We start from the raw sequence: 13,948 nt of genomic DNA, 5'->3' as shown, positions 1-13,948 counted from the left end.
TGTGACGCACATATGTACAACAAAAGTGGGTTAGGACTGCTTCTGGTTCTGCACGTCGAATGAGTTTGGGTTCTAAGGGCTGGGAGCCGTCAATTGTAATTAAGAATGGCCCTAGAAATCGATAGCCTACGACACAGCATATTTCCCTGTTCAGAAAAGAAAGACACTTGCTGAGAAGCGGTCAAACCAAGATGAACCACAGTCCCGATCTGCACGCCCAGTCGGTGCAGCAAGCGCCGACCAATGAGTTGTTCTATGTGACTGTGCGGACTGCACGGTTTTTCTCAAGACTAAAGACGTCAGGATCGGCGACGTCAAATCCAACATCGCTGAGCGCTAGTATGACACGCCCACCGTCCGTTGCCACCAATATGTTTTCGCAACACGGAGTTCAAAGGGCGGCATTTGGCCTTTTGCTGCAGTCGGTTTGACTGGCCGCAAGGCAGGACAACATGTGCTTCGCTGCATGCTCCCAGATGTGTTTTTATCATCCAGATGTTGATTGCTTGTAGGTCAGAACATATTGCCGTTTCGATCGATTAAGCTGCTACGATGGGCGTCTGCAGTTAAACCCATACAGGTTATCATCAATCGGAAGGCGGTGGAAAAAGTCTCTATGAATAAGAAAGTATCGGCTCTGATCACGGGCGCGCGAGCGCCTGTCGCGCTTCATTTGGCGAGGCTACTCACTGAAGCTGGGCACCCTGTCACGTTGGTGGATCACCTGAATCATCCGGTAGCCGTGGCGAGCCTGCTCAACATTCCCTACTGCCGCATTCCTCCCTTCAGTCTGGATGCTGATGCAGCAGGTGCTGCCCTCAACAGCATTATTTCCGAGAGAGGTATCAACATCGTCATACCGACCTGCGAAGAAGTCCTGCACCTCAGCGCGCTCTGGGAAAGGAAGGCACCGAATGCAACTTTGTTCGCGCCGGATTTGCGGCTGCTAAGCCAAGTTCACAACAAGTATCGTTTTGTCCGGTTATGCGAGGATATTGGCCTGCCAACGCCTCAAACCCATCTGCTGACTTCACAAGCCGAGCTAGCCAGCCATGCTTCGGCAACGCGTGATTTGGTGTTCAAGCCGGTCTGGTCGCGTTTTGGCTCGCAGGTTTTGATCCAACCCCAAGCGGGCAAAATTCACCGTATCAAACCAACACCAGATGCCCCGTGGGTTGCGCAGGAGTTCGTCACTGGAACAGAACTGTGCGTATATGCCGTTGCCCGCGCAGGGCGGATTGTTGCGTTGACGGCCTATCGGGGGCTTGTGCGTGCTGGACCGGGCGCGGCTGTTTGCTTTGCGCCAGTGGACGGCGAAACGGTGCGTCCTTTTGTTGAAAGCTTCATCAAGGCAACCAACTGGACCGGTCAGATTTCCTTTGATCTGATGCTCATCGATGATGGGCGGCTCTTGCCGCTGGAATGTAACCCGCGTTCGACGAGTGGCCTCCATTTCTTCACTGATGGTCTGGAATTCTCTCGCGCGCTGTTTGCTGAGGGGGATGAGATCCAGCCGGATGTGACGACCCCGCAAGCCGTGCGCTTGGCACTGTGGATATACGGTCTGCCCATGATGCTTCGGCAAGGCGAAAGGCGTGTGTTCCTTGATGCCCTGCGCCGGTCAGATGACGTCATGACCTGGCCCTGCGACCAGATCGGATGGGGCGCACAGTTACGGTCGGTCGCCGAGTTTGCCGGAATTGCTCTGCGGCACCGGATTAGCCTGGAACGCGCTTCAACCTGGGGTATTGAATGGAACGGAGAGGATCAAAGCTCCATTTCATAGTGACGTGGCTCTTCGGGCAAGGGCTGCCACGCCTCGATCGCTTCGATTTCACGTCGCAAAATATCAAGCGGTCCGATCATTCGTGTCGCACCACGGCCATTGTCGAAGGCCGAGCGCAGAACCCGGCGGTCCTGTTCCAGCGCGATGTGAAACATCGGTTTAAAGGCCAGTGCTTTCAAATGCCCCAGCCCTCGCTGCCGGGGGGCGGTGAGCCACCCGATGCCCTCAACCGTTTCAGGGTCGGTTTGCCTAAGGTGGAATGTTGTTGCCAACACCATGCCATTTGGCCCCCAATACTCGAGCTCAGAAATCCCGGGGTGACGATACCGCCCCACGCCCTTGGTCCGCACGCCATCCAACATGGCGCTGACCAGCCCGTGTTGACGCTCTTCGCCGGTGTAAACAGCTTCTACCCAATCCTTGCCCGAGGTGACCTCTACCTGCACGCGATACCGCTTATTGGACAGGCCGCGTAACAACCCTTTGTGAGTATAGTGGGTGTGGGTGGCATCAAGTATGTTTTCAGCCACGTCGATGAGGGTCGACCGCGTGGTGCTTTTCACCACGCGCGTCACGATATCCTGACCCTCCATCGGGTGAACGACAGGGGGCGCAGCCGGATGGCCCGAGGTTAGAAACACGCCCCCCTCTTTTTCGAGGGCCCGATAGCGTGGAACGCGACAACGTGGCAGGGGCTCGACACTGCCGGGCATATCCACACAGATGCCATCTAGGGCAAATCTCCAGCCATGGTATGGACATTCAATCGTATCCCCGACCACTTGTCCCTTGGACAGTTCCACCAGTCGATGGGGACACTGGTCGCGCAGGGCTGCAACTCCGGTGCCGTGGCGAAACAGAACCACGGGTTGGTTTTGGAAACTCACCCGCAACGGCTTTTTGCGCAAGTCACGGGACCGGGCCACGGCGTACCACAGATCATCGTTCATAGTTCGAACCTTTGCAAAAGTGGCACACCAACCCGGGACAAAAGCCCGCCAATCGCCCGAGTTGTCGCCTTTCGGGTCCTCGACAAATGGCGGGAGTAGACAGCGCTGTATTCGATAGCTGGAACGGCACCTCTGTGGCGCTTGAACCCGGCGGCTCCGGCGCTCATGTTGAACAGCAAGCCCTGTTCCATGGCGTCGTGCTGCGCCATGGCGGTGATTAGACGATAGAGGCCCTCTTTTTGCGGACGCTTAGTGTCATAGCCAAGAAGCGGCTGCGTCAGGGTCTGCCCATACTGAAACCGGCCTCCCACCGCGACAAGTTTACCATCCTTCCCGCGCAAACCTTGTAGCTGGATCACACCGCGCTGGTGCATCTGAGCGATGAAGGCTGCGTTATATTGCGGATTTAGCGGCGTATACTTTTTCAGATAGAGTAGGCCATACAGCTCGGCACAGCGGGTATAGTCTTCTTTTGAAAAGTCATTGTCGTGCACTTCCTCAAAAGGTATTTTACGCAGTAGCACTTTGTCTTGCTTCATGTCCCTGCTTGGCTTGCACGGCACACGGCCGTCGAACAAGTAAATTTGGCGCGATGGTAACAAGTGAAACCCTTCGGCCTTCAATGCCTGCAACGCAGCGTGGTCCGCAAAGGTGTTCAGCGACCGCAGGACGATACCGTGAGTTGGAAAATGCGCAATTAGCCTGTCACGCACGGCCGCCGCCATCTGCTGATCGATTTGTGGGGCAGGGTTGGTTGAAAACAGCCAGTTGTTCACATGCACCGACCGGTCCAGCCCGGTGGCTTGCATTATGGGAGACGCCGCCCGGATTAACGCAGTCAGCCCTTGGCGCAAAGTGGGGTTGGCGACAAAGTTGCGCGTTTCTTCAATGGCGTAGTCGATGTAACCAGTGACTGGGTTGCAGATGTAGCAATTCCGCGAAATCCCCCCGTCATTGACGGTAATGGGAAAGGTTTTTCCGGCAATGTCCAGTTGCTCGACCCGTGTGGTCAGGTTTTCGATCAGTGTCTTAACCGGGTGTTGGGCAAAACAATCGACAAAAGCGTCGACAGGGGCAAAGTTCGTACTCATTGGGCTTGTTCCATTGTGAACCGGCGCTCAACCCGTCTCAGCTTGCGGGTGATATCTAGCGGCAGCGGCGTGCGGACCAATGTGATCTCGGCTTTCAAATATCGTTGATCAAACATCGCCCGGACCTGCTTTTCCACCAACTGGGCTGCCCTATTTGGCGCAGTCGGCGGCAGCGTGATGTTCACATGATGTGGTCCAGTCTGGACGATGCGAAAATCGGTGATGCCTGCATCCGCAGTCAGGACTGCGTTGCGCAACACATCAGGGGTGACCATCTCAATCCCCAGCCGCCCGGGTAGGTAAAAGCAATCATCCATCCGCCCCACAATCTCTGCCGCCACTTGCTGTGGCGCGCCACAGGAGCAGGGCTCTGGGGCCAGCCGCAGCAAGTCATTCATCCTGTACCGCACAAGGATTTGTGTTTGTCGGCGAAACGACGAGATGAGCGGCGTTACCAGCCCGTCGCCAGCGGGTTCGAATTCAAATTGGATGGAATCCTCGGCCAGATGAAGACGGCCGTGGCGGCAGGTCACGCCCAGCAATCCTTCGGTGGCCATGTAGATTTGGCCCAGCGGTTGGTCAAATGCAGCCTCGATGATCGGGCGATCCACAGGGTCGAGGGTTTCAGCAGCTGAGAACACGCGGGTAGGGTGCAGTCGGAACTGCTGTTCTGCCATATGGCGCAACACCTTGGGCGGCGCGACAATCACTGTGGGGTCGAAAGCTTCCAGCGTTTTGCGCCATTCTGCCGGATCTGTGGTCAGATCGAAAAACTGTAATCGGATCTGCCTGAAATGATTGGCGCTGTCATAAAGCCCGGTGCTTTGTGGCAAGATGATCGCCACCCGCTGTTTGCGCCACAACAAGTCAGCCATCGTTTTGGCAAGGATGCTCCCCAACCACCGGAACCGCTCTGCATCGGAGATTACAAAAAGTCCGCGATTGCCGCTTGTCCCGGTGCTGGCCCCAACTGTCAGTGATCCGATGCGATAATCGCGGGTCATGGCCGCCCGCACCTGATCTGCGGTGATATCTTGGGTGTTGTAACTGGCAAAATCCCCCATCAACTGCGCCTTATCCATCGTAGGCAGGTCACTCAGTTGGGGGGGGGCGTCGGAGAATGCGCGCACCTTTGGCACATCCCGGGTCAGCCATTTGCGCAGGGCCTTCTCTTGCAATCGCGCGAAATGCTCCTGGCTCAATCCCGGGCGCGACAAGCGCCGCGTAGTCAGAAAACTCACCGGGGCTTGTAGCCGGTCAATCACAGGACAGCCCCATCCGAAAAGTCAAATGATGACGGCGCATCGTCATGGCACAACAGAACCGTCCCACCCGACCGGCGAAACGCATCTACGTGGTCACTACTTCGGCCCACATCTGCATAGTTGTCCGACATCAGGCGCGGGAAAAGGCGTGGTCGGGCAGAATGGGTTAGAGCATTGGCCACCCACTGGGTGTCGGTGGCATACAGCAGTGGTGTATCTAGCTGGCAGAATAACAATCCGAAATGACCATCAGCATGACCGGGCAGTGGAACCGCCAATACGCTGCCGTCGCCAAAAATGTCATGGCTATCTGGCAGATGGTGTACCTGGAGTCGGGAGGTCCGCTCTATGGGGTCCAGACGGTTGCTGAAATCCTGAGGGATTAGCTCCGGAAACACCCCATGCCTGAGGTTCTTAAAGGCGCTGTTCTGCTGAACATTTGCCCAGGCAGTACCGCTGCTGATAAACCGGGCCTTGGGAAAAGCCGCCAAACCGGACACATGATCAGCGTGGAAGTGCGTTACGATCACAGTGGAGATGTCCCTGGCGGATAGCCCAAAATGTCTTAGGAACGGCTCTGCGTGTTCCTCGGCGATAAGGTGCGGAGCCAGGAAATGGCTATAGGTGCGCAACCAGCCACTGCGGCCCGGTATGCTGACGCTATGTGTGGTATATCCGGTGTCGATGAGCGTCGGACCAGCAACGGGGTGCACAAATAGGCCATAACGCACCAGAAGCTGACGGCGCTTCCAGCTGCCGTTACGTAGGATCAACCGTTCCGGGCTGCTGACCCAGGCGCTGTTGGCAAAGACCGGCCTCATGTCTGGCCTCCTTTGGCAAATGCCCGCTCAAGGCCTTCGGCAAATCGCACGTGTGGTTCCCAACCCAGTTCGTCCCGGGCGCGTGTGATATTAAGACTTTGCTCAAACGCAAAAAGTCCTAGCCCATAGCGCGTGACCACGGGTTCTCGTTGGCTGGGGCTCATTAGTGCTACCGTCTCAGCAAACCGCGCCGCCCACAACGCGGGTGCCAACGGAATATCCCGCCAGCGCGGTGTAATCTCCGCTCGCTGACAGGCACGCTCAACAATGTTGGAAATCGGTATCACCTCGCCACCAGAGATATTGTATGTCCGCCCCTCGACATCCTTATCCGCCCCCAGTGCGGCCAGCACAGCCTCGGCCACGTCATCCACAAATGTCAGGTCAATTCGCGCTCGACCTTCCCGGAACCGAGGCAAGGCTCGGGTTTCAGCCGCTTTCAGTAGCCGGGGCAGCAAGGCCGTGTCGCCAGGGCCGTAAATGCCGCGCGGCCGCAAGATAAGCGGCCCCACGTCCGGCGCCAGGCGCACTATCTCCTCGGCCTCAATTTTGCTGCGAGCATAGGCGGTGAACGGGTGGGGTAAATCCATGTCTTCGCGCACGTCCAACTGGTCGGTGAGCGCGAAATAGACCGACGGGCTTGAGATGAAGACAAACCGCTTCACGCCACGAGCTTGCCCGAAAGCCAGAACTGACCGAGTGCCCAACACATTAGCCCTATGAAACGCCCGGCGTGAACCAAAGGGAGCCGACAGCGCTGCGCAATGAACAATTGCACTGATGTCTTCCAGTGCTGAGTTCTTTGGCGCAGGCCCCGGTAAGGTCCACTGCACAGCTGTCAGCCCTTCCGCCTCTAGCTTGGCACAGCGCGCGGGGTCACGGCCCTGGCCAACGCCAGTCGCCCTCAACCGTCGCAGGATTGCTCCTCCCAGAAAGCCGGTGGCGCCAGTTACGAGAATGCGACCACTCATCTCAGATCACCAGCGCCGCGCCGCCAAAACTGACCCCGGCAGAAGTGCCCAGAAGCAGAACCTTGTTGCCAGGTTTTACCCGGCCCTGTTTTCGCGCGATATCAAACGCAAAGGGGATCGAGGCCGCAATTTGATTGCCGTAGTCTTCGACAATCCATACGACCTTGTCCCGATCAAATCCGGTCTGCCGAATCATGTGCTCTAGCCCGGCTGGACTAGCCTGATGCGGCACAACCAGATCCACATCTGACAGGGCCCACTCCGCCTGTGCCAACAGCCCATCCAAGAACCCATTGAAATGCTGTGACGCGATCCGAAACAACGCCTTCCCGTCCATCCTGAATTTAGAATGAGCGGCAAAGGATGTACTGTCAGCACTAAAATCAAACCGCGTCCCACCGGCGCCGATACCACATGCTTCATAGGCTGACGGATAGCTGCACAGTCGGAATGCCTTAATCTCTGCTGACGCATCCGGATCAGACACACCAACCACTGCGGCTGCTGCGCCGTCCCCGAATAGCGCCGCCACTTCGGGCTGATCATCCCAAGGCAGCGCTCTTGTGGCCACTTCCGACGATACCACCAGGGCTCGCTTCGCCGCTCCACCAGCGATCATTCGCGCAGCCATCTCAAGTCCACTCACAAAGCTCAGGCACGTGCTATTGACGTCAAATGCGGCAGCGGTCCCATCCCGCATCCCCAAGCACCGCATCACCAGTAGCGCAGTGGCTGGAATGGGTTGATAGGGGACCGACGATCCAGAAATGATAAGATCAATATCATCGACCGATTGCCCCGCATCTTTTAGAGCGGCAAAACAGGCCTTTGTTGCAAGATCAATCTGTGTTTCTTCCTGGCACCGAAATCGCCGTTTGACCCCTGTCGCAGTGACGCGATTACCCATCCCCAGATCGCGATCCAGCGCTTCGCTTTCGTCGGATCGAGACGGTAGAGAACGACCGGTTCCAAAAACTGTGACTTTCAAACTACGAGGCCTTTCACGGGTGTTTCGACCTGTTCATAGTTTATCGCTCCGGTCTTCGGAATGGTGGAATTCCAGCATTCAGAGCGCGTTGGCGCAAATAAACTTTGTGTGGTTGCACCTGACGGAAAGGTTTTGAAGCCTGCAGTCCACCGAACCATCTTCACAACGCCGCCAATCAAGCACCGCAGTATTCGACCGAAAAGCAGTTGCTCTGTTGATAGCGCCGATGGGATCTGCAATTCTCTGGGTGATCGAAAAAGTTCTTAAAATTCTGATGCCGAATGCGGGGAAGTTCCAATTTATGCTGGTTCAAGGCTTGACCATGTTGTTGGTGATGGAAAGCGTTATGGCGACCGTAGCAACACTTCAGGTGAATGGCTGTGGACCAGATTTCCTTACAGTTTGGAGCGGAGCGATGTTGGCAGCTTTGCTAATCGGTCTGGTTGTGAGTATGTTCATGACATTTGTCATAAAGCCCAAATTGGATGCGGTAATGGCGGCCTGACAAAACCACAATTGGCAAACACTCTCCCCCGCTCAATTTGGATTTCCCTCACGCAGCTTGTTAGAGAGGTCTTCACTGTGGCGGTTGGCAAGGACGCTACCAGCGCATTGCCGCCGTTGGTAATAATTGCGTCCAATGATCGGTATCAGCCCTGAGAGGTCATTACCATGGTTCAAGGACGAGCCAAAAGCGGGCCCCTCCGGTGCTGTAGTTGAGCGACTGTATGGTAGTTGAGCGACTGTAAGGCGGACAAAGCTGCCACCCAGAAAAAACCCAACAACCGCTTTTTGGGGGGGGGCGAATTAATTAGCTTTGGAATTTGTATTGTGCTCAAACTGATCCGATGAACATCAATCAGCTTAAAACGCTTATCGCCGTAATTGAGAACAAGTCTTTCGCCGCGGCCGGGGACAAGATTGGCCTGTCACATTCAGCTATCAGTTTGCAGATTAAGGCGATGGAGGATGAACTTGGGGTGCTCTTGTTTGACAGGATCAGACGGCCACCGGTTCCCAATGCCCGAGGTCGTGCGCTTGCGGAGCACGCTCAAAAAACTCTAGCGCTTTTTGAGGCATCAGCGTCCGTTGCACGGGGCGAGATTGTGAGATCAAAGCTGGTGATTGGGGCGGTGCCAACTGCTTTGGCAAGCTTTCTGCCGGCCAGCCTCAAGCGGCTGCAAGCTAGGTTTCCCGCACTGCGCATTGAATTGAAGAATGGCAGCTCATCTGATCTGGCCGCAAGCTTGGCCAAGGGGGATTTGGATGTTGCGATCTCAACAAAGCCTCTCAATCCAATTCCGGGCTTGGATTGGCATTCCATCGCTGTGGAGCCTTTTGTCATTGTGGCACCAGCCCATGCGCAGGGTGAAACCTGGCAGGACCTGCTGCAAAGTCATCCGTTTATCTGGTTCAACCATAAAACCTGGGCAGGGCAAAGCATTGAAGAAGAGCTGAAGGCGAAGAAGATCAATGTGAAAAGTGCGATGGAGATCGACTCGCTTGAGGCCATTTCAAACCTTGTGACCGAGGGCTTGGGTGTTTCAATCGTCCCGGTGTGTAAAGGTCGGCGCCAGTTTTCAAAACGGATACGCCATCTGCCATTCGGAGATCCACCGTTTAGCCGAGAAATCGGGGCCTTCACGAATTCGGACGGGCGTACCGATCTGGTGATAGATAGCTACGTAGAGGTCCTTCAATCAGCATGAGAAAAACTCATGAAAGAAACGAATTCTTTCAATTAGAGTAAATTCAACTTGCAGCGTTAAGGTGGCGTGACTCACAAAGGCGGGCGCGACATGCTGCATCACTCCATTCATCCAACTGGCCCAGGATTTGCGTTATCCGAGCCTCAACTTGAAATTCAGGCAACGGCGCGAAAGCTCGCAGAAACTGTTGCCGGTCCGTTGTCGGCTGAAACAGATCGTTCAGAAGCATTTCCAACCAAGGTGGTAGACGGGCTGACCAAGGCCGGACTGATGGGGATGAGCGTTCCAAAAGATTTGGGTGGTCCGGGACGCAGCTACTTTGATGTCGCGCTCGTGATCGAAGAAATATCGGCCAAATGCGGTGTGTCTGGCCGGATCGCGGTCGAGGGCAATATGGGCGCCGTTGGTGCAATTATTGCCTATGGCACACAAGAACAGCGCGAAAGCGCTGCGGCTTATGTTCTGGGCGGCGACAAGCCTGCGATTTGCATAACAGAGCCCGATGCGGGCAGTGCTGCAACCGAGATGACAACCACCGCAACGCGGGACGGCAACACTTGGGTTCTGAATGGAAAGAAACATTGGATCACGGGTGGCGGCGTTTCCAAGCTGCACCTGATTTTTGCACGCGTCATTGAAGATGGCGTGTTCAAGGGTATCGGTGGGTTTATGGCCTATCTTGGAGAAGACGGGCTGTTGATTGGCAAGCGCGAGCCGACGTTGGGCTTGCGAGGTATTCCTGAAACCGAAGTGGTTTTTGAAAATTTGCGCCTGCCCCTTGATCGCTTGATCACACCACCAGAAGGCATCAAGCGTGGATTTGCAGGGCTGATGAACGCCTATAACGCGCAACGCGTTGGTGCCGCGACTGTGGCGCTGGGAATAGCGCGGGGTGCCTATGAAGAAGCGGTTTCTTTTGTCAAAGGCCGCGAGCAATTCGGTCGCCCTATTGCGGAATTTCAGGGGCTGCAATGGATGATCGCCGATATGGCAATGCAGATTGACGCAGCGCGTCTGATGATCTGGCGTGCAGCCGCAAGTGCGGATGAACAGCCATCCGGGTTTCCCGATCCGATGCTGGCGGCACAGGCTAAGGTGTTCGCCTCGGAAATGGCCGTAAAAGTCACAAATGATGCGCTGCAACTGCACGGCGCCCGGGGGTACTCGCGCAACAACAAAGTTGAACGCATGCTGCGCGATGCCCGCATGTTCACCATTGGCGGCGGCACGGCGCAGATGTTGCGAAACCTCGTGGCTGGCAAGGTGCTCGACATGAAAACCCCGCAGACGCGTGGTGGATATCTTCCAGAAGAAAAGAACGACTAAAGTATGACGAAAGAACAAACTGCATCAGAGGTCATTGCCGAGCGATTGTATCAACAAGGCTGTCGACATGCCTTTGGCATACCTGGCGGCGAGGTGCTTGCCCTTATGGATGCCCTTGATCGCTCCGGGTTGGAGATCGCCCTGGTCAAACACGAAAACTCTGGTGGTTTCATGGCCGAAGGCACTTGGCACGCCAATGGCGCACCGGGCGTTTTGTTTGCAACCATCGGACCGGGTATTGCTAACGCCGCCAATGCCATAGCCAATGCGTGGCAGGATCGGGTGCCGATGATTGTACTCACGGGCTGCGTTCCCGCTGTTGAGGCTCATACCTATACCCATCAGGTTATTGACCATGTGAAGTTTCTGGAACCCGTTACCAAGGCAGCATTTCGGGTGGAGGCTCGAACTGCAGGAATCATCATCGACAAGGCGATCAATATCGCCACCTCTGGTCGTCCTGGTCCGGTCGTTCTGGATGTTCCCATTGATGTACAGCGAGAGGTTTCAGAGGTCTGGATGAAGCCGCGCTTTCAAGTGCAATCTCCTATGGCGCCGTCGGGCGAAGATTTGGAAACCGCAAGAACGTGGCTCGGCGGCGCAAAACGTCCGCTTGTTTTGGCGGGTGTCGATGTGTTGACCCAAGGTGGCAGCTCTGACCTTGCCCAGTTTTGCATCGATAAAAACATCCCCTTGATCACGACCTACAAGGCCAAGGGGATCCTGGATGAAACACACCCATTGGCCTTGGGCGGCGCCGGGCTTTCGCCAGTTTCTGACGAGATTTTGCTGCCCCTTATTCAATCTTCCGATTGCCTGATTTTGGCGGGGTATGATCCGATTGAAATGCGGATTGGGTGGCGCGATTTGTTCAGCGACGATCAGCGTGTGATCGACATATCTGCAACCGAGAACACCCACTATATGCATCAAGCGCCGATGAATTTCACAGGCAATGCCGCGGCTTCCCTTGTGGCGGTCTCTGACGGGGCTGCAAAGTCCCCCTGGGATCCTGAGGAAGTCGCAAAGATCAAGCAAAGCCTGCGCACAGCATATCACTTTGATGAGAGCTGGGGACCGGCAGCTGTGGTGGATGAGGCCCGCAAGGCCTGCCCTCCGGGAACCGTGGCCACAGCAGATAGCGGCGCGCACCGCATTGTTCTGAGCCATGTTTGGCAATGCGACGAAGCCCATGGTCTTTTGCAATCCTCGGCGCTTTGCACCATGGGCTGCGCCGTGCCTTTGGCCATTGGCCGCAAAATGGCGGAACCCGACCGTCCGGTGATTGGTTTTGTCGGTGACGCGGGTGTTGAGATGTTTTTGGGCGAGCTGGCCACCGCACGCGATCACAAACAGGGCTTGCCCATTGTCGTCTTTGTCGATGAGCAACTTGGCCTCATTGAGCTGAAACAACGCGGCAGTCAGATGCCCAATCTGGGCGTTGAATTTCCCGGAACCGATTTTACCGCTGTGGCGCGCGCCATGGGTGGTGCGGGCGAAACCTGCCGGACCCGCGAAGAATTAAACACCGCGATCAAAGATGCATTTGAGCGTGATACATTTACCCTTATCTCTGCCGTAATTGGAAGGAACGCCTACGATGGTCGTATTTGAAACACCTAGCAAACCCAGAGCTTTCAAGGATTGCCGTGGTGTTCCGGTTTCATATCCTGACATGCGGGCAATCGATGGCTTGGAACGCGCGATAGAAATGTCGCTGACATTTCGTGGTGATGCGATTGCCGAGATCAACAAAGTTCTGAAAGAGCATCCTGATTTCATCATGGGCTGGCTGTTCAAAGCGGGCTGGCTGACCCAATCGATGGAAACGCGGATTTATGGCCTAATGGTCAAGTCACTTGGCGAAGCCGAAAAGCGGATCAAATACGCAAATGATCGCGAGATCGGGCATTTTGAAGCTGTCAAAGCCTGGATCAACGGTGATTTCTTTGGCGCTGTGCAGAAATGGGAAGCAGTGCTAGTCAAATATCCCATGGACCTTTTGGCGATGGAACTGGTCCACTACGCAGACGTTCTGTTGGGCGACATCGCGGGACAGCGAGATGTTGTCGCCCGTGCTTCGACCCTTTGGGACGAAAGCGTGCCGGGATATGAGTTTGTCTTAGGCTTTTATGCATTTGGCCTAGAGGAAAATCGTGATTTTTCCCAAGCTGAAGAACTGGCCCGTCAGGCTTTGGCCATTCGTCCTGATCACCCCTATGCGGTTCATGCGGTTGCTCACGTGATGGAGATGCGCGGGCGTCAGACTGGTGGTGTGCGCTTTATGAACCAGCGGGAAAACCAATGGGGCACATCGAATTTTGCCAACCATCTGTGGTGGCACACGGCGCTCTATCATCTGGATATCGAACAATATGATCAGGTCTATGCCATATTCGACAAACATCTGGATTCGCGCCGTAAAGATGGCAACAAATACGAGGAACTGGATGCCTCAGCGCTTCTATGGCGGATCAATCTTGCCGGGCAGGAGTCGGGTGATCGGTGGAAACATCTGGCCGACAAATGGGAACCTGCGGCGCAAGACACGCTTTATGCTTTCAATGACGTCCATGCGATGTTGACCTTCGTATCAGATGACCGGGTCGATGCTCAGCAAAAGCTATTGAGTGCAAATGAACGCTATCTGGATTCAGCATCGGACGCCAATGTCGCCATGAGCCGCGAAATAGGTCTGCCGTTCTGCCTGGCGATGCGGGATTTCAAGGCCGAGAATTATGCGGCTTGCGTGGATCATTTGTTGCCGGTGCGATACATGACCCACCGCTTAGGCGGTTCATATGCGCAGCGCGATATCATCGGATGGACCCTGCTTGAGGCCGCCTTGCGGGCGCGCCAATTTGATCTAGCATTGGCATTGGCGAATGAACGTACCGCACTCAAGCCCACATCAGCGCAAAACTGGCGCGCTGTTGCGCGAGCATTCAAGGGATTGGGTGATGAATCAAACGCCGATCGCGCAACCGCCAAGGCACAATCGCTGATCATGGCGTAGGTGAACCCGATTTCACCCCGCCTGA

Annotated in this window: 12 protein-coding genes and 1 pseudogene; 7 read left to right on the top strand and 6 right to left on the bottom strand. The window is 55.5% G+C overall.

Going from position 1 to position 13,948, the window contains the following annotated elements; all coding sequences use genetic code 11:
• Positions 1-616 precede the first annotated feature (616 nt).
• The gene (locus AC2T28_RS23870; RefSeq protein ID WP_486751115.1) at positions 617-1,786 is read left to right on the top strand and encodes an ATP-grasp domain-containing protein; all 1,170 of its coding nucleotides are present in this window, start codon (positions 617-619) and stop codon (positions 1,784-1,786) included.
• On the opposite strand, the gene AC2T28_RS23865 is transcribed toward AC2T28_RS23870, so the two are convergent.
• The 6 genes from AC2T28_RS23865 to AC2T28_RS23840 are packed head-to-tail and all read right to left on the bottom strand — an operon-like array spanning position 1,768 to position 7,872.
• Complete coding sequence (locus tag AC2T28_RS23865) at positions 1,768-2,736, bottom strand: Rieske 2Fe-2S domain-containing protein (protein WP_486751114.1); 969 nt, start codon at positions 2,734-2,736, stop codon at positions 1,768-1,770. The two genes, AC2T28_RS23870 and AC2T28_RS23865, sit on opposite strands and share 19 nt — an antisense overlap.
• The gene (locus AC2T28_RS23860; protein ID WP_486751113.1) at positions 2,733-3,827 is read right to left on the bottom strand and encodes a GNAT family N-acetyltransferase; all 1,095 of its coding nucleotides are present in this window, start codon (positions 3,825-3,827) and stop codon (positions 2,733-2,735) included. Before AC2T28_RS23860 ends, AC2T28_RS23865 begins: the two co-directional genes overlap by 4 nt.
• Entirely contained in the window at positions 3,824-5,068 is a 1,245-nt protein-coding gene (locus AC2T28_RS23855) for a F390 synthetase-related protein (protein WP_486751112.1), read from the bottom strand. Before AC2T28_RS23855 ends, AC2T28_RS23860 begins: the two co-directional genes overlap by 4 nt.
• Positions 5,069-5,088: 20 nt before the next feature.
• Positions 5,089-5,913 (bottom strand): MBL fold metallo-hydrolase, encoded by an 825-nt coding sequence (locus tag AC2T28_RS23850; RefSeq protein WP_486751111.1) that lies wholly within the window; start codon positions 5,911-5,913, stop codon positions 5,089-5,091.
• The gene (locus AC2T28_RS23845; protein ID WP_486751110.1) at positions 5,910-6,884 is read right to left on the bottom strand and encodes an NAD-dependent epimerase/dehydratase family protein; all 975 of its coding nucleotides are present in this window, start codon (positions 6,882-6,884) and stop codon (positions 5,910-5,912) included. The genes AC2T28_RS23850 and AC2T28_RS23845 overlap by 4 nt, the downstream gene beginning before the upstream one ends.
• Before the next feature lies 1 nt (position 6,885).
• Positions 6,886-7,872: a 3-oxoacyl-ACP synthase III family protein gene (locus AC2T28_RS23840; RefSeq protein WP_486751109.1), complete on the bottom strand. Its 987-nt coding sequence runs from the start codon at positions 7,870-7,872 to the stop codon at positions 6,886-6,888.
• 226 nt (positions 7,873-8,098) lie between these two features.
• On the opposite strand from AC2T28_RS23840, the gene AC2T28_RS23835 reads away from it, so the two are divergent.
• The 6 genes and pseudogenes from AC2T28_RS23835 (at position 8,099) to AC2T28_RS23810 (ending at position 13,923) form a co-directional block, all read left to right on the top strand.
• Positions 8,099-8,377, top strand: a complete 279-nt coding sequence (locus AC2T28_RS23835) for a hypothetical protein (protein WP_486751108.1) — start codon at positions 8,099-8,101, stop codon at positions 8,375-8,377.
• A gap of 343 nt (positions 8,378-8,720) precedes the next feature.
• Positions 8,721-8,894 (top strand): annotated as a pseudogene (locus AC2T28_RS23830) (LysR family transcriptional regulator); the annotation flags it as partial.
• 84 nt (positions 8,895-8,978) lie between these two features.
• The gene (locus tag AC2T28_RS23825) at positions 8,979-9,581 is read left to right on the top strand and encodes a LysR substrate-binding domain-containing protein (protein ID WP_486751116.1); all 603 of its coding nucleotides are present in this window, start codon (positions 8,979-8,981) and stop codon (positions 9,579-9,581) included.
• A gap of 66 nt (positions 9,582-9,647) precedes the next feature.
• Entirely contained in the window at positions 9,648-10,907 is a 1,260-nt protein-coding gene (gene acdA, locus AC2T28_RS23820; protein WP_486751107.1) for a 3-sulfinopropanoyl-CoA desulfinase, read from the top strand.
• Between the two features lie 3 nt (positions 10,908-10,910).
• Entirely contained in the window at positions 10,911-12,521 is a 1,611-nt protein-coding gene (locus tag AC2T28_RS23815; protein WP_486751106.1) for a thiamine pyrophosphate-binding protein, read from the top strand.
• Positions 12,508-13,923, top strand: coding sequence for a tetratricopeptide repeat protein (locus AC2T28_RS23810; protein ID WP_486751105.1), 1,416 nt, complete (start codon positions 12,508-12,510; stop codon positions 13,921-13,923). The genes AC2T28_RS23815 and AC2T28_RS23810 overlap by 14 nt, the downstream gene beginning before the upstream one ends.
• The last annotated feature ends 25 nt before the right edge of the window (positions 13,924-13,948 follow it).

The organism is Parasedimentitalea nitratireducens, from assembly GCF_057444295.1.
This window is presented reverse-complemented; position numbering and strand designations above follow the sequence as displayed.